The organism is Pantoea sp. X-Soil-TKNS-1279 (assembly GCF_059730565.1).
In genome coordinates, this window is sequence record NZ_AP035948.1 from 3,207,711 (window position 1) to 3,223,749 (window position 16,039).

16 protein-coding genes are annotated in these 16,039 nt (G+C 55.4%); 3 read left to right on the top strand and 13 right to left on the bottom strand.

Features of this window, described 5'->3' with window-relative positions; all coding sequences use genetic code 11:
- Nucleotides 1-67 precede the first annotated feature (67 nt).
- The 5 genes from ispG to ndk all read right to left on the bottom strand — a co-directional run bounded on the left by ispG (nucleotide 68) and on the right by ndk (nucleotide 4,826).
- Entirely contained in the window at nucleotides 68-1,189 is a 1,122-nt protein-coding gene (ispG, locus tag AC6I8N_RS14990) for a flavodoxin-dependent (E)-4-hydroxy-3-methylbut-2-enyl-diphosphate synthase (protein WP_013510081.1), read from the bottom strand.
- Nucleotides 1,190-1,227: 38 nt separating this feature from the next.
- Nucleotides 1,228-2,253: a cytoskeleton protein RodZ gene (rodZ, locus tag AC6I8N_RS14995; protein ID WP_497829384.1), complete on the bottom strand. Its 1,026-nt coding sequence runs from the start codon at nucleotides 2,251-2,253 to the stop codon at nucleotides 1,228-1,230.
- Nucleotides 2,243-2,977, bottom strand: a complete 735-nt coding sequence (gene pilW, locus AC6I8N_RS15000) for a type IV pilus biogenesis/stability protein PilW (protein WP_208723816.1) — start codon at nucleotides 2,975-2,977, stop codon at nucleotides 2,243-2,245. The genes rodZ and pilW overlap by 11 nt, the downstream gene beginning before the upstream one ends.
- Nucleotides 2,978-3,055: 78 nt before the next feature.
- Nucleotides 3,056-4,225 carry a dual-specificity RNA methyltransferase RlmN gene (rlmN, locus tag AC6I8N_RS15005; protein WP_013510084.1) on the bottom strand — a complete coding sequence of 390 codons (1,170 nt, stop codon included), beginning with the start codon at nucleotides 4,223-4,225 and terminating at the stop codon, nucleotides 3,056-3,058.
- A 169-nt stretch (nucleotides 4,226-4,394) separates the two neighbouring features.
- Nucleotides 4,395-4,826, bottom strand: coding sequence for a nucleoside-diphosphate kinase (gene ndk, locus AC6I8N_RS15010; protein WP_007884899.1), 432 nt, complete (start codon nucleotides 4,824-4,826; stop codon nucleotides 4,395-4,397).
- A gap of 258 nt (nucleotides 4,827-5,084) precedes the next feature.
- On the opposite strand from ndk, the gene sseA reads away from it, so the two are divergent.
- Complete coding sequence (sseA, locus tag AC6I8N_RS15015; RefSeq protein WP_021184350.1) at nucleotides 5,085-5,927, top strand: 3-mercaptopyruvate sulfurtransferase; 843 nt, start codon at nucleotides 5,085-5,087, stop codon at nucleotides 5,925-5,927.
- An 80-nt stretch (nucleotides 5,928-6,007) separates the two neighbouring features.
- On the opposite strand, the gene sseB is transcribed toward sseA, so the two are convergent.
- The 5 genes from sseB to trmJ all read right to left on the bottom strand — a co-directional run bounded on the left by sseB (nucleotide 6,008) and on the right by trmJ (nucleotide 10,873).
- On the bottom strand, nucleotides 6,008-6,775 hold the full coding sequence (sseB, locus tag AC6I8N_RS15020) for an enhanced serine sensitivity protein SseB (protein ID WP_021184351.1): 768 nt from the start codon (nucleotides 6,773-6,775) through the stop codon (nucleotides 6,008-6,010).
- Between the two features lie 106 nt (nucleotides 6,776-6,881).
- On the bottom strand, nucleotides 6,882-8,168 hold the full coding sequence (gene pepB, locus AC6I8N_RS15025) for an aminopeptidase PepB (RefSeq protein WP_415175658.1): 1,287 nt from the start codon (nucleotides 8,166-8,168) through the stop codon (nucleotides 6,882-6,884).
- A gap of 68 nt (nucleotides 8,169-8,236) precedes the next feature.
- Nucleotides 8,237-9,409 carry an IscS subfamily cysteine desulfurase gene (locus AC6I8N_RS15030; protein ID WP_497829385.1) on the bottom strand — a complete coding sequence of 391 codons (1,173 nt, stop codon included), beginning with the start codon at nucleotides 9,407-9,409 and terminating at the stop codon, nucleotides 8,237-8,239.
- Between the two features lie 89 nt (nucleotides 9,410-9,498).
- A complete protein-coding gene (gene iscR / locus AC6I8N_RS15035; protein ID WP_021184354.1) occupies nucleotides 9,499-9,996 on the bottom strand; it encodes a Fe-S cluster assembly transcriptional regulator IscR in 498 nt (165 codons plus the stop codon).
- Nucleotides 9,997-10,129: 133 nt separating this feature from the next.
- Nucleotides 10,130-10,873 carry a tRNA (cytosine(32)/uridine(32)-2'-O)-methyltransferase TrmJ gene (gene trmJ / locus AC6I8N_RS15040; protein WP_208723811.1) on the bottom strand — a complete coding sequence of 248 codons (744 nt, stop codon included), beginning with the start codon at nucleotides 10,871-10,873 and terminating at the stop codon, nucleotides 10,130-10,132.
- A 118-nt stretch (nucleotides 10,874-10,991) separates the two neighbouring features.
- Between trmJ and suhB the strand changes: the two genes are divergently transcribed.
- A complete protein-coding gene (suhB, locus tag AC6I8N_RS15045; RefSeq protein ID WP_021184355.1) occupies nucleotides 10,992-11,795 on the top strand; it encodes an inositol-1-monophosphatase in 804 nt (267 codons plus the stop codon).
- 53 nt (nucleotides 11,796-11,848) lie between these two features.
- On the opposite strand, the gene AC6I8N_RS15050 is transcribed toward suhB, so the two are convergent.
- Both AC6I8N_RS15050 and AC6I8N_RS15055 read right to left on the bottom strand, forming a co-directional pair.
- Nucleotides 11,849-12,829, bottom strand: a complete 981-nt coding sequence (locus AC6I8N_RS15050) for a nickel/cobalt transporter (protein ID WP_497829386.1) — start codon at nucleotides 12,827-12,829, stop codon at nucleotides 11,849-11,851.
- Nucleotides 12,820-13,446: a DUF1007 family protein gene (locus AC6I8N_RS15055; protein WP_415175662.1), complete on the bottom strand. Its 627-nt coding sequence runs from the start codon at nucleotides 13,444-13,446 to the stop codon at nucleotides 12,820-12,822. Before AC6I8N_RS15055 ends, AC6I8N_RS15050 begins: the two co-directional genes overlap by 10 nt.
- A gap of 157 nt (nucleotides 13,447-13,603) precedes the next feature.
- Here AC6I8N_RS15055 and csiE point away from each other — a divergent pair, with 157 nt between their 5' ends.
- Nucleotides 13,604-14,872, top strand: a complete 1,269-nt coding sequence (csiE, locus tag AC6I8N_RS15060) for a stationary phase inducible protein CsiE (protein ID WP_021184358.1) — start codon at nucleotides 13,604-13,606, stop codon at nucleotides 14,870-14,872.
- Here the strand turns inward: csiE and AC6I8N_RS15065 are convergent.
- Complete coding sequence (locus AC6I8N_RS15065; protein ID WP_497829387.1) at nucleotides 14,869-16,005, bottom strand: 3-phenylpropionate MFS transporter; 1,137 nt, start codon at nucleotides 16,003-16,005, stop codon at nucleotides 14,869-14,871. The genes csiE and AC6I8N_RS15065 overlap by 4 nt on opposite strands.
- Nucleotides 16,006-16,039: the final 34 nt, after the last annotated feature.

Genomic DNA, 16,039 nt, shown 5'->3' on the forward strand with positions numbered 1-16,039 from the left:
TCATACCTTATGAGGATGAAACCGCACAGGTTCAATCACAAACGGGTACGCGGATGCGTACCTTCCCTTATTTTTCCAGCTGCTGCACGTTGATGCGACGGCTTTCGTCCAGCATCGATGCCTTGGCACGAATACGCGCCTCCAGCTGGTCGATCATGTCCTGATTGTCGAGGCGGTCGCGCTGACGCACGCCATCTTCGTAGAAACCACTTTTTTTATTACCGCCGGTCACACCGAGCGTGGAGACGGTCGCTTCGCCTGGTCCGTTGACCACGCATCCAATAATCGAGACATCCATCGGCGTGATGATGTCTTCAAGGCGTTCCTCGAGCGCATTCACTGTACCGATCACATCAAACTCCTGACGCGAACAGGTCGGGCAGGCAATAAAGTTGATGCCGCGTGAGCGAATACGCAGTGATTTGAGGATGTCATAACCGACTTTGACTTCTTCCACCGGATCGGCCGCCAACGAAATACGCAGCGTATCGCCGATTCCTTCAGACAGCAGCAGCCCTAAACCGATAGCGGATTTCACCGCACCAGCACGCGCGCCACCCGCTTCAGTGATCCCGAGGTGCAGCGGTTGATCGATGGCTTTCGCCAGCAGGCGATAAGATTCCACCGCGAGGAAGACATCCGAGGCTTTGACGCTGACTTTGAACTGATCAAAGTTGAGACGATCGAGGTGATCCACATGGCGCATCGCCGATTCCAGCAGCGCCTGCGGCGTGGGTTCGCCGTACTTTTCCTGCAAATCTTTTTCCAGTGAACCGGCGTTAACGCCGATACGGATCGGAATGTTGTAGTGACGTGCGCAATCCACTACCTGACGAATACGCTCATTGTTGCCGATATTGCCTGGGTTAATACGCAGACAATCGACACCGTATTCCGCGACTTTCAGTGCAATGCGGTAGTCAAAGTGAATATCCGCCACCAGCGGCACATTGACCTGTTGCTTAATCAGTTTGAAGGCTTCCGCCGCATCCATCGTCGGCACTGAGACACGGACGATATCAACGCCCACGCGCTCCAGCGCTTTGATCTGATTGACCGTCGCTTCAACATCCGTGGTGCGGGTGTTGGTCATCGACTGAACGGCAATAGGCGCACCATCGCCGACTGGCACCTTGCCGACGTAAATCCGCGTTGATTTGCGACGGATAATGGGTGCTTCGTTATGCATATTCTCTCTCCACAATTGCCCGGCAGGTGAGGTGCGCGTTATTGCGCACCCACGGTCAGACGAGCAACCTGGTTATTACGGATAAAACGACTCAAATCAACGGGCTGATTCTGATATTGCACCTGCACAGCCGCTGGCGCACCAATTTTCAGACGATACGGAGGCTGACCGGCAAGGCTGAGTTTACCCCCGCTGCGTTGCAGGCCGCTGAACAGCTTTTTACCGCTCGCGTCGGTCACTTCCAGCCAGCAGTCGGCACTGAAGTTCATCACCAGCGCGTTTGGATCACTCGGTGCCTGGCTTACGCCAGCGCCACCGGTGGGCAACTGACCTTCCACGCTATTGACCGGCGCAGGAGAGGTCGCAGGTGGCGGTGTAGTATCGACCGGAGCCTGGCTCGGGGATACCACCGCGTTGTCATTGCTTTGTGCGGCTGGCGCAGCAGGCGTTGTTGCTGGCGCAGTGCTGCCCTGAGCGGAGGAGTCCGGGGTAGCTACCGCACCCGCACCGTTATCCACTGGCGTGCCGGCACCGTTAGTATCGGCATCGGCAGTGGTGTCGTTGCTGCTGTTATCGCCCAACGGAATTGACTGGCTGTTATCGCTGTTGCTGCCGTTCTGATCAGCCATCGATACCAGCTCCTCCTGAGAGGCTTTATGGTTCTGCCACCACCAGGCACCGGTTAAACCGATGACGACAAAGATCACCAACCAGGTGAAGATCATCAGCCAGCCATCACGTTTCTTCCGGCGTTTACCCAAGGAGAAGCTCTGCATCGGCTCGATTTTGGCGGCACGCACCGGTGCCTGTTTCGCCATCATCGGCAACAAGTCGTCCTCCGGTACATGCACCAGACGCGCGTAGGAACGAATGTAGCCGCGCAGGAAAGTGGAGGCTAAATCGGCTGGCGACTTGTCCTCTTCAATATCACGTACGGTGGAAAGTTTCAGGCACAGGCGTTCGGCGACGTTTTGCTGGGTCAGCCCCATCTGCTCACGGGCCAGTCGCAGGCGTTCACCTGTGGAATGTACTGCAGATTTCTCTTGAGTGGCTTCAGTATTCATTAGCTAAATAACGCTGGTACTGTATCGATTGTGGAAAACTTCGCGCCAACCGGTCGCCATAACGTGTAACGTCAGCAGCGTTTCCCTGTTGCGCGGCGAAACGTATCTGTAACCATAAACTGTCTGCACTGGCAGGCAGCCTGTGGTCATAAACCTCTAACAGCAGTGAAACCTTGTTCCACGCTTGCTGATCAAACTGCCTTTCCGCCTCCGTCAGCAGTTGCCTGCCCTGCTCCGGTGCTTCATCCAACGCGCGAGTTAATTGCCCCCGCGCAGCGGCATTATCTTCAGCTTGCAGGTAACAATAGCCCGAAAATAATAATGCATCGTGACGGGCGTCGGGTTCCTGCGCATCAGCCGCTAACTTAAACTGTTGATGCGATTCGTCATACTGCCTCAAACCGCAGAGAAACGCACCGTAATTGTTAGCGACGTAACCGTTGGCAGGAGCCAGTTGCTGCGCGCGCTGGTAGTACCAACGCGTTTGCGCGATATTCTGCTGCGCCTGAGCCACGCGTGCAAGCGCCAAAGGAACACGATAGTCCTGTGGCGCAGCTTGTTGTGCTCGCAGCAAATTACGCTGCGCAGACGGAAAATCCTGCACCGCCAGATAGTGCAATCCAAGCTGCAAACGAATATCTGCCGCGCCCTGATGCGCGGGCTCACTGACACAACCGGTTACAACAAAGCCTGCCAATAACACTGCCGGTAATCCCTTACTCATTGTCCGTTCTCCCTGAGTGATTCAGGCGGAAGAGACTGACATGAGTTGCGCCTGGTGAATATCACCAGGCGCGGAGTTTCAGAGCGCCTTCACAGAGATGGCTTCACCAGCCATCTTTTTACGCATGGTACGTTTGGTACGGTCGATAACATCGCCCGCTAACTGACCACAGGCGGCATCAATATCGTCACCACGGGTTTTACGCACGATGGTGGTAAAACCATACTCCATCAAGACTTTAGAGAAACGATCAACGCGACTGTTGGAGCTGCGGCCATACGGCGCACCCGGGAAGGGGTTCCACGGAATCAGGTTGATTTTACTCGGCGTGTCTTTCAGCAATTCGGCCAACTGATGGGCATCGTCAGTGCTGTCATTAACGTGATCCAGCAGCACGTACTCGATAGTGACGCGTCCCTGGTTCGCATTCGACTTCGCCAGGTAACGTTTCACCGCCGCGAGGAAGGTTTCGATGTTGTATTTCTTGTTAATCGGCACGATGTCATCGCGCAGCTTGTCGTTCGGTGCGTGCAGTGAGATTGCCAATGCGACGTCAATCATATCGCCCAGCTTATCCAGCGCCGGAACCACACCTGAGGTCGACAAGGTTACGCGACGTTTGGACAGACCAAAACCGAAGTCATCCAGCATGATTTCCATCGCCGGTACAACGTTGTTGAGGTTCAGCAACGGTTCGCCCATGCCCATCATCACCACGTTGGTGATCGGACGCTGGCCGGTCACTTTGGCGGCACCGATAATTTTCGCCGCACGCCACACCTGACCGATAATTTCTGATACGCGCAGGTTACGGTTAAAACCTTGCTGCGCCGTCGAACAGAATTTGCACTCCAGTGCACAACCTACCTGGGAAGAAACGCACAGCGTAGCGCGGTCATCTTCCGGGATGTACACGGTTTCCACCAGTTGGTCGCCCACGCGGATCGCCCATTTGATGGTGCCATCGCTGGATCGCTTCTCTTCAGCCACTTCCGGGGCGCGAATCTCAGTGAGCTGCATCAGTTTGCCACGCAGCACTTTGTTGATGTCAGTCATCTGCTCGAAATCATCGCAGCAGTAGTGATACATCCACTTCATTACCTGATCGGCACGAAATGGTTTTTCACCCAGCGAAACAAAGAATTCGCGCATTTGCTGACGGTTGAGATCCAGCAGGTTAATTTTTTCGTTTTTTGGGGAGACAACCACGGGGGAAGCGGACGACGGCGTCACAATCTGTTCGGACATAATGTTCTCTGGCCTCGTTGTTACACGTTATGGCTCTGGTTAAGAATAGGAAAAAAACAGCGCCCTTGCTGAGCAGGCTCAACAAGGGCGCATAATTGTACTACATCTGCGGCATGATGCCAGGGGAACAGATTTACACCGGGTTAAAAGGTGTAAACCTTACGCCACCTTAGCGAGTGCGCGGGCAGACTTCGTTTTCAGCGAAGAAGTACGCGATTTCACGCGCAGCGGATTCTGCTGAATCTGAACCGTGAGTGGCGTTCTCGGTGAAGCTGTCTGCGTAGTCAGCACGCAGAGTGCCTGCCAGCGCGTTGTCCGGGTTGGTTGCACCCATCAGATCACGGTGACGCTGAACAGCGTTTTCACCTTCCAGTACAGAAACCACAACCGGACCAGAGGTCATGAATTCAACCAAACCGTCGAAGAACGGACGGCCTTTGTGCTCCGCGTAGAAGCCTTCAGCCTGCTCTTTGGTCAGGTGCAGCATTTTAGCGCCAACGATTTTGAAGCCCGCGCTTTCAAAACGGTTGTAGATTGCACCAATCACGTTCTTGGCGACAGCGTTTGGTTTAACGATTGAGAAAGTACGTTCGATTGCCATGTTGACCTCTATATTTAGCATCCTGAAGAAACCGGGAACCCGCCCGGTAAGAAAACGGGGCGATTATAGGGACATCATCGGGCGTTGCCTATCGTCGATCAGAGGAATTATTGAAAATAATTGATTTTTGTCGGGGCAAGCCGACCAAAAATGTGCCATACCCGGATGACCATCCCCAACTTTCTCCTTACTAACCCTTGAGATAGCGTCCACATTCCCGGACACTGAGTCTTTCCCGATTGATGAGAAGAGGTTGCTATGACAGCTCCCCTGTTTGTGTCTGCTGACTGGTTAAAAGAACATTACACCGAGGAAACCCTACAGGTGCTGGATGCGCGCATGTTGCCACCCGGCCAGGAAGCGGTACGTGATATCCAGGCAGAGTATCTGGCCGGGCATCTGCCCAACGCCCCTTTCTTTAATATCGAAGCCCTGTCCGATCATACCAGCCCTTACCCACACATGATGCCGCGTGCCGAGGCCTTTGCCGTGGCGATGCGCGAACTGGGCGTCAGCCAGGATAAACATCTGGTGGTTTACGACGAAGGCAACCTGTTCTCAGCACCACGCGCCTGGTGGATGTTACGCGCCTTTGGCTGCGTTAATGTGTCGATCCTCGCGGGCGGCCTGGCCGGCTGGAAAGCGGCAGGTTACGCGCTGGCGACCGGCCCGGTAAGCTTATCTGAAGGGGAGTTTGAGGCGAAGTATGACAGCGCCCAGGTGAAACGGTTGACCGATGTGTTGTTGATCAGCCATGAGGGCGGCGCACAGATTGTCGATGCTCGCGCCGCGAATCGCTTCAATGCTGAAGTCGACGAGCCGCGTCCCGGCCTGCTGCGTGGCCATATCCCCAACAGCCGTAACGTGCCGTGGAACAATCTGGTGGCGAATGGCGCACTGAAACCCGCCGCAGAACTGCGTACGGAATTTGAGAAGGCAGGCGTAAAGCTGGATCAACCGATCATCGCCAGCTGTGGCTCAGGCGTGACGGCGGTGGTGGTGATTCTGGCGCTGACATCGCTTGGCGTGCGGGATGTTACCCTGTACGACGGCTCCTGGGGTGAATGGGGAAGTCGCGACGATCTCCCAATCGAGAAATAATCATCGTAGCGGCGCGATTTATCGCGCGCGGTGCCAGAAAAATCCGCGCGATAAATCGCGCCGCTACAGAGAATTCGGTTTTAGATAATGCGCTGACTGCCTTTAAAATCGCGCAGGAAGCTGCCCCAGCGGCGCTCGTAAAAAGGGGTAATGTGGGCGGTGAAGAAATGGCTGACGCCATGCTCGCCACTAACCACTTCACAGAGATCGATCGGCACATCGTCGGTGAGCGTATCTGTCGCCACGCTGCCCGCCGCCTGGATAATCGCGTCAATATCGCTATCCGCCTCGATGCCAATCAACAGATTTGGCGTCTCATCGGCCTGCTCACGAATGCTGGCAATATACGCGCGTCGTACCTGTTTATATTTGGCAAACAGCTGGGTAAGTGAGTCAACCATCTGCGCCGGTGGCTCAGCCACTTCGGAGAGCAGCAAGGCATGGCCGCCTTCCAGTACCGTTTGCTGGCTGAGCGCGCTGCCCTCTTCACCCAGTAGATGCGCAATTTCGCCCGGTGAAAACTCTTTCCCTGCCGGGAGTTTCGGGTTGAGGAACAAGGTTTCACCCAGCGTCATTTCAAACAAGGTGCGTACCGGCAGACGCAGGTAAGGTTGCTCATCTTTGATGGCTTCGCTCATCGCCTGTTCAGACGTGAAAAAGGGGATGACGCTACCGCCGTCTTCCTTTTCCCAGTGCTGAAGATCGACCGGTGTGGTGGCGTCGAACTGCTGCGCACTGCTTTCACCCGGCACCCAGACATCGGCTTCAAGCAGCAACTGAAAGAACTCCGGGCGGTGCGCAGGCTCGGTGGCAGCCAGTTTCAGCACCTCTTCAAGACGGTTACTCATGGTTTGGTTTTTCCAAAAATACGTGTCTGCACTGCTCCGTAGCGGCGCGATTTATCGCGCGTCATTTTCAAACCCGCGCCGCTACGTAATGTGCCTTAACGGGACATTATTTCAGTAACAAGTTCGCGATGGTGCGAACCCCGAGGCCGGTTGCGCCTGCTGACCATTGATCAACCGCGCTTTTGCGGTAGGTCGCTGAGCAGTCGATATGCAGCCAGCCCTGTTGATATTGACTGACGAAGTGCGACAGAAACGCGGCCGCGCTGCTGGCACCGGCGGAATGTGCCGGGCTGGCGATGTTATTGAGATCAGCAAAGTTTGACGGCAGATGGCTGCGGTGGAACTCCGCCAGCGGCAGACGCCAGAAGGCTTCGTTTTCACTGGCCGCGCTACCCAGCAGCGATTGCGCCAACACGTCATCAAAAGTGAACAGCGCGTGGTAATCGTTACCGAGCGCAGTTTTGGCTGCACCGGTCAGGGTTGCTGCGTCAATCAACAGTTCCGGTTTCTGCTCGCTGGCGTCAATCAGGCCATCGGCCAGCACCAGACGCCCTTCCGCATCGGTGTTCATCACTTCAACGGTTTTGCCGTTGCGGTAACGAATGATATCGCCAAGACGGAACGCATTGCCGCTGACCATGTTGTCGGCACAGCACAGGTACAGCTTCACGCGTTTATTCAGACCGCGCGAGATCGCCAACGCCAGTGCGCCAGTAACCGTTGCTGCCCCGCCCATATCGGACTTCATCGAGTCCATAAAGCCGCTCTGCTTCAGGCTGTAACCACCGGTATCAAAGGTGATGCCTTTACCCACCAGGCAAGCATAAACCGGGGTATTTTCGTCACCGCCCGGATTGAAATCCAGCGCCAGCAGAACCGGTGCGCGGGTTGAGCCACGACCAACGGTATGAATGCCGAGATAACCTTGCTCGCGCAGATCCTCACCCTTGGTGATGCGATAGCTCACTGCGTCGCCGCCGACAGCAGAAATCAGATCAATCGCGCTGTGCGCCAGTTGCTCCGGGCTGAGATCTTCAGCAGGCAGGTTGATGGTGTTACGTACCCAATCCACGATCTTCAGGCGACGATCAAATTCGTTCTGATCCTGCTCGCTCAGGGTCGGCCATTCCACCTGACGTGATCCTTTCGGGCCACGGTAGCCCTGCCAGAACGCCCAGCATTTCTCCAGGTCCCAGCCTTCGCCGCTTAAGGCGACATGGCGAATACCCTGACCATCGAGTTTGCGCGCCGCGCGTTGAATGCTCAGCAGCACATCTGCGCCGGTGAGATGAATCGTCATGCCACTGTCATTGCTGCTCAGCAACGCTTTGTCACCCCAGCGCGCGTCGGCGGCTTGGGAGCTGAGCGTAATCGTCATCGGTTGTGTTGTCATCGCGAGGCTCCGTATGCGTGAGTTATCACCTTCCGCCAGACCGGCGGAAGGATGCTGTTAAACGATAATTAGCGAGAATTTGCCGCAGGCATCAGCGCCCGCAGACGGGTTACCGCTTTGTTGACCAGCTCAATGGCGTAATCAATTTCCTCTTCGGTGGTAAAGCGTCCGAGCGAAAAACGCAGCGAGCTGTGTGCCAGCTCCTGCTCAACGCCCATCGCGCGTAGCACATAAGAGGGTTCGAGGCTGGCCGAGGTACAGGCGGAACCGGAAGAGAGCGCCAGATCTTTCAGCGCCATAATCAACGATTCACCTTCAACGTGGGCAAAACTGATATTGAGGATATTTGGTGCGCCCTGCTCCAGCGATCCATTCAGCGTGACATCGCTCAGCGCGCTGATGCCCTGCCACAAGTGCTGACGCAGTGCCGCTAGTCGCGCAACTTCGCTGCTCATCTCTTCACGCGCAATGCGATAGGCTTCGCCCATGCCGACAATCTGGTGCACCGGCAATGTACCCGAACGCATGCCGCGCTCATGACCGCCGCCATGCATTTGCGCATCAATCTGCAAACGCGGTTTGCGACGAACCCAGAGCGCACCGATACCTTTTGGGCCATAAATTTTGTGTGCCGAGAAGGACATCAAATCCACCGGCAGGACACTCACGTCAATGGGCAACTTGCCCACACTTTGCGTGGCGTCGACATGGAACAGGATGTCACGTTGGCGACACAAAGCGCCAAGCGCGGCGATATCCTGAATTACGCCGGTTTCATTATTTACATGCATCAACGAAACCAGCACCGTGTCGTCACGCAGCGCCGCAGCCAACATGTCGGGAGTCACGATGCCATCACGGCCGGGTTGCAAATAAGTGACCTCAAACCCTTCGCGCTCCAGTTGCTGACAACTGTCGAGCACCGCTTTGTGTTCGGTCTGACTGGTAATGACGTGTTTGCCGCGCGCCTGATGGCACTGTGCCGCACCTTTGATGGCGAGGTTATCAGCTTCAGTCGCGCCGGAAGTAAAAACGATTTCACGCGGATCGGCATTGACCAGCTCCGCAACCTGGTTGCGTGCCACATCAACGGCTTCTTCAGCCTGCCAGCCAAATCGGTGAGAACGGGAAGCGGGGTTACCGAACGTGCCATCCAGGGTGAGAAACTGCATCATTCTGGTGGCGACACGCGGATCCGCAGGCGTCGTTGCCGCGTAATCCAGGTAGATCGGTAATTTCATTGCGCTAAAGCTCCGTATAAAAAATCATACGACGTTATAGCATGATTCAGCCTTCCCTGCCTTAGCAGGAAAGGCCGAAAGAGAGCGGATTACGCACGCAGGTTAACGTTGATGGTTTCCTGCACGCGGTGAGTCTGGAAGCGACGATTGTCGATGGCGTTTTGACGGTCAGCAACATCCAGAATTTCCTGGTTGTTGACCAGTTCTGCCAGAGTGATGTTGTTGAGGAATTCGCTGATGCGTTCGCTCAGGTCACGCCACAGAACGTGAGTCAGGCAACGTTCACCGCCCTGGCAACCTTCTTTGCCCTGGCATTTGGTGGCATCAACGGATTCGTCAACGGCGGTGATCACCGCACCTACGGCAATCGCGCCAGCATCTTTACCTAACAGATAACCGCCGCCCGGACCACGGACACTGGCAACCAAACCGTGCTTACGCAGACGCGAGAATAACTGCTCCAGATAGGAGAGCGAAATGCCCTGACGCTCAGAAATGTCAGCCAGCGGCACCGGCCCCTCGTGCGAGTGCAGGGCAACGTCCAGCATAGCGGTAACGGCATAACGTCCTTTGGATGTCAGTCTCATAGCATACAACCTCGTAAGCGTCCGTCGGTTATCGGCGGGTATCTGATGAATGGCCGCTAGTCTGACATTCCTGAGTAAATTGGTCAACTATTTAACCAAGTAATTTGCTCAACTATTTAACCAAGCAATTTACTCAACTATTACCCTCACTACCTTTACGTTTTTCAAACGACGCCAGCATGCCACGCAGAATATTCAGCTCATCGCGTTCCGGGCGCGCGCGGGTGTACAAGCGACGCAGTTTACTCATCACCTGACCGGGATTGCCTTCACGGATAAAGCCGCTGTTCAGCATCATCTGTTCCATATGCTGATAAAAACGCTCCAGATCATCGACCAGCGGATAAGGCGACTCTTCAAACTGTGGCTGCGGCGTCGCTTTTTCCTGCGCATCCAGCCAGGCCATACGCACCTCGTAAGCGATGATCTGTACCGCCATCGCGAGGTTCAGCGAACTGTATTCCGGGTTCGCCTGAATCGCGACGTGATAGTGGCACTTCTGCAACTCTTCATTGGTCAGGCCAACACGCTCACGGCCAAACACCAGCGCGACCGGTGCCTGCTGCCCCTCTTCGACACTTTTGATACCGCATTCACGCGAATCCAGCATCGGCCACGGCAAAGAACGCGAACGTGCGCTGGTGCCAACCACCAGGCTACAACCCGCAATCGCCTCATCGAGGGTGTCCACGATCTGCGCATTGCCGATCACATCGCTGGCACCTGCGGCGAGAGAGATGGCCTGAGAATCAGGTTTGACCAACGGGTTGACCAGATACAGATTGCTCAAACCCATGGTTTTCATGGCACGGGCTACCGAGCCCATGTTGCCGGTGTGGGAGGTTTCCACCAGTACAATTCGGATATTTTGCAGCATAATAGAAGCAGGTAAGAAAATGATGGCGCGATGCTAACATAAAACAGGACATTTACCGAATGCGCTGCTATACTCCGCGCCGTTTTCCCTGTTCTTTAACATCCAGCGAGAGATACCGATGCATCCGATGCTCAACATCGCCGTGCGCGCTGCGCGCAAGGCCGGAAATTTAATTGCAAAGAATTATGAAACCCCGGACGCTGTCGAAGCCAGCCAGAAAGGCAGCAACGACTTCGTTACTAATGTTGACCGTGACGCAGAACGTCTGATTGTCGAAGTGATTCGCAAGTCATACCCGCAACACACCATCATCACCGAAGAAAGCGGTGAACTGGCGGGTGACGATCAGGACATTCAATGGGTAATCGATCCGCTGGATGGCACCACCAACTTTATCAAACGCCTCCCTCACTTCTCCGTTTCTATCGCTGTGCGCATTAAAGGTCGCACCGAAGTTGCGGTGGTTTACGATCCAATGCGTAATGAACTGTTCACCGCTGTACGCGGTCAGGGCACTCAGTTGAACGGCTACCGTCTGCGCGGCAGCACCGCTCGCGATCTGGATGGCACCATTCTGGCGACCGGCTTCCCGTTCAAACTGAAGCAGCATTCTCAGTCTTATATCAATGTGGTGGGCAAACTGTTTACCCAGTGTGCTGACTTCCGTCGTACCGGTTCTGCGGCACTGGACCTGGCTTACGTGGCTGCGGGTCGTGTAGATGGCTATTTCGAAATTGGTCTGAAACCGTGGGATTTCGCTGCCGGTGAACTGCTGGTACGCGAAGCGGGCGGCCTGGTAACTGACTTTACTGGCGGTCATGGCTACCTGATGTCAGGTAACATCGTTGCCGGTAATCCGCGTGTGGTGAAAGCGCTGCTGTCCACCATGCGTGACGAACTGAGCGAAGCGCTGAAGCGTTAATTGCTTTTCCCGTAACGGCGCGATTTATTGCGCCGTTACGTTATAGTCGATGGTTAAAATGGCCGCAGGCCGCTGCTCATCATCGGCTGGGCGCTTTGCCACAGTAACGCCCCCGCGACCAGTAAGACCACGCTGCCGACTAACGCCAGCAATGGCATCAACACTTTCACCCCTTGCGCTGTCGCACTGGCACTGCCCAGTTTCTCCGCCAGTTTACGCGAACGCTGCACCAACAATCCCATCGCCGATACGGTCACTGCCGTGCCCATCGCCATCGCAATCGCCGAGGCCACTCCCCAGAGATACACATCAATCACTTTGGCAAACAGCAACATCATAATGGCCCCCGAGCAAGGACGTAGCCCCATCGAGAACACCACCAGCGCCTGCGTTTTGCCGCTAACGGCTTGTTCCATCTGTGCAGCACTCGGCAAGTGAGCATGGCCACAGCTGCAGTTGTCATCATGCTGATGGTGGGGGCGGATAGCATGGATCTGCATTTTCGGCACCGGTTTTAACGCCGCACGATAGGCGCGGATCGCACGCCATCCAACCCAAATTCCCAATGCCATCACCAGCAGGTAACTGCCCTTCTCCAGCCAGTAGCTCCCCAGATGCAGGGTGCGCGATGAGGTTTGTAGCACCACCAGCATCACCGTCACCAGACCGATCGCCACGCCCCCCTGCAACAATGCCGCCAGCAACGTCAGCTTCATACTGGTTTTCAGGCGCGCCGGATGGGTCGCGAGGAAGGTGCTGATCACCACTTTACCGTGACCGGGGCCCAGGGCATGCAGCACACCATAAGCCAGACTAAACAGCATCAGGGTCACCCCCGCCTGGTGGGGTTGCTCCGCCACCTGTTGTAGCAGTTGCGTCATCTCGCGATTTAAGACTTTTTGCCACAGCACGCTTTGTAGCAGGATTTGTGGCCAGAATTGCCACACCATGCCAGCCGCCAACAGCAACACCAACGCCAGCAACCATAGCGGCCATAAACGGCGGGAGCCGGAAGGCAGAGAAATTAATGACATGTCAGCGTTACCGTCTGCGCGAACTGCTGCCCCAGATCCATATCTTCTGGCGGCGCATCGGCTTTATCCAGCGACAACGCGTATTGTTTCAGCGAGTCATCCGGTTTTGGTGTGTGTAAATCCAGCTGGCAGCGCGATTTCAGCGCGTCCGGCAGAGTGAGCGCCTGAGCGTTGTCGTAATACATATCGACAAAGTAGCTCGGATCAAAGGTGAGAATGCGGTACTGCGTGTTACTCAGAGATTGCGGTTCGCCCAGAGGCAAAATGAACTCCAGCACCGCTTTGTTACCGTTGCGCGATAGCTGGTACTCCTTTGGCAGATTGAGGAATTTCACCCGATTTTTCCCCTGCCACACTTCGGTGAAATAGTGCTGACCCAACACATTGGCCATCACCTGCGCCGCCAGTTTTTTCCACACCACGCTGCCCGGCTCGGCTTTACCGGCATCGTACAGCAGATCGGCAGAGGTGATCTCGTCCATGGTCCAGACCATTTTGAAGCCGGTAAGATGGTCATTGTCGGTCAGAAGCTCGGTTTTCATATCAATAAAACTGTGTGGATGTGACCAGGCCATGTGACTGACCAACAGCATCAGGGTAAAAAGCGCAATTTTCATAACGTTATAAAGTAACAATTAAAAGGTTCAGATTCCAGTGGTCCAGAAAAACTGTGACCCGCTTTAAAGCTCTGAATAAAAGTCACGACAAAGTGCAGGGTTACCGCGCGGAGTTGGCTATTCTTAGCTCAAAAATGACCTGCTGGAATGACTATTGATGAGTTCTGCAACCTCCTCTGCACCACTCTTCAGCCGTTCCCAACGTCGCTGCCATCTGCTACTGCTGCTGTTTCTGCCCGCTCCCGCGCTGACGCTTGAAAAGCTCTGCCAGTTAAATGGCGTGGACCCTGTTGTCGCCCGACAGGATATCGCGGATGTCAGTGACGAGATACAGCGTTATCATCAACTGGAACTACACCAGATGGTCGATGGTAGCTTTCGCGTACATGGAACGGAGTTGGACAGGCGTTTATGCCTGCTCCATTGGTTGCGACGCGCTCTGCGCCTGTCGCAGGATTTTGTTTGTGAACACTTCGCCCCGGTGCTGCGTCAACGCCTTAAGGTGCTCAAAATCGAAAAAGCGCTGTGGGATGAAACCAACTTACAGGCGCTGATCCAGCATTGTAGCCTGCGACTCAACCGGAACTTTAGTCAGCGCGATCGGTTATTTCTGCAAATCTACATGAAGTATGCCCTGTGCCAGCGGCAGATGGCGCTGTTCAACGATGCGCAGCGCGCCTGGCTGGCCGAAAAGGCAGAGCGCGAGGCCGCCGATGATGTGATTCATCACTGGCAAAAACGTTGCCACCTCGCGCCCGATGCCAGCGAGGCCGACTTCTGGACGCTACTGTTTAGCCTGATTCACGCACCGGATGGCACGCAGTTGCAGCATCCGCAGGCGCAAATCCTGATGCAGGCTGTGGAAGCGTTAATCATCCGCTTTGAAAAACTGGCGCTGACGCAAATCAGTAATCAGGAAGAGTTGAAGCAGCAACTGTTTACCCATCTGGCGCAAGCGCTGGACCGTAGCCATTTTGCCATCGGCATTGATAACAGCGTGGCGCTGGATGTCGCCCGGCTCTATCCACGCTTGCTGCGCACCACCCGCGCCGCGCTCGATGACTTTGCGGCGCAATTTGCCACGCGTTTCAGTGCGGAAGAAGTGAGCCTGGTGGCGGTGTTGTTCGGTGCCTGGCTGATGCAGGAGAGCGCCTTGCAGGAGAAACAGGTGCTGCTGCTGACTGGCGAGGATGCCAGCCTGGAGCAATTGCTGGAACAGCAAATCCGTGAGCTGACGTTGCTGCCAATTAACATCACCTATCAGGATATGCTGCAATTCAGGCAGGAAGGTGCGCCGCGTGATATTGCGCTGGTGATTACCCCTTATGCGACCTCGCTGCCGCTGTTTTCACCGCCATTGATTCACGCCGAACTGCCGCTGAGCGAACATCAGCAGCAGCGTATCCGCCAGTTACTCGAGTCTTAAGCAGAACGGGGGCGCAGGAACAAGGCAGGCAACGCCACCAGCGCCATCACCCAAAACAGATGCCCCTGCAAAGGGGTAAACAGCACGCCACAAATCATGGTCATCACCGCAATGCCGCCGCCCATCGCCAGCGCCGAATACAGCGACTGTAAACGGATCACCTCTGCGCCCTTACGCGCCGCAATAAAGCGCATCGCCGCCAGATGGCAAACGGTGAAGCTGCCGCAGTGCAGAATCTGCGCCACAATCAGCAGTGGCAATGCGGTGCTGGCCCCGAGTAACGTCCAGCGTACCAGCGCACACACGCAGGAAAGCAGCAGCAGGCCGCGCGCCGTCCAGCGGCGAAATAGCCGGTTGCTGAGGGCAAAGACCACAATTTCCGCCACCACCCCGAGTGACCAGAGATACCCCACGGTGCTGGCTGAATAGCCAGACTCCTGCCACCAGATAGCACTGAAGCTGTAATAAGCGGCGTGTGCGCCCTGCATCAGGGTGACACACAACATAAAGCGCCAGACGGCATTTTCCCGCAGCAGGTTACGCCAGGCAGACCAGCCACCACTCGCCCCCTGGCGTGCATCGCCCTGTGGTTGCGTTTTGGGTGGCAACATCATGCCGGACAGCATCGCCAGCACCCCGACCGAGAGCAGCACCAGAATCGCCTGCGAGGAGTACTCACTGACCAGCATTCCGGTCAACGCCGAGCTAATCACAAACGCCAGCGATCCCCATAAACGCACCGGCCCATAGGCGAGGCCAATTTGCTGTGTCCAGGTGGCGGCCAGCGCATCACTCAGTGGCACCAGCGGAGAAAAAAACAGGTTAAAGCCAATCATCACCAACAGCAGCCATAGCCACTGGCCACCGAGCCAAAATCCCAGCGCGAACAGGCAGGTCATCAGCGCCAGCAGGCGTAGCGCGCGAATCAAATGGGAAGGGGTTTTCACCTGAGAAGCAATTAAGAGGCTGCCGACAAAACGTGCCACCATGCCGCAACCAATCATCAGACCGATTTTTTCCGCATCCAATCCTAAACCTTTGAGCCAGACGCTCCAGAAAGGTAAGTAGATGCCGTAACAGAAAAAGTAGGTGAAGTAGCTCAGTCCCAGCCACTTAGCCGATCCGATGGTCATACAAACTCCGCAGGGTAATTATTAACGTTATTAT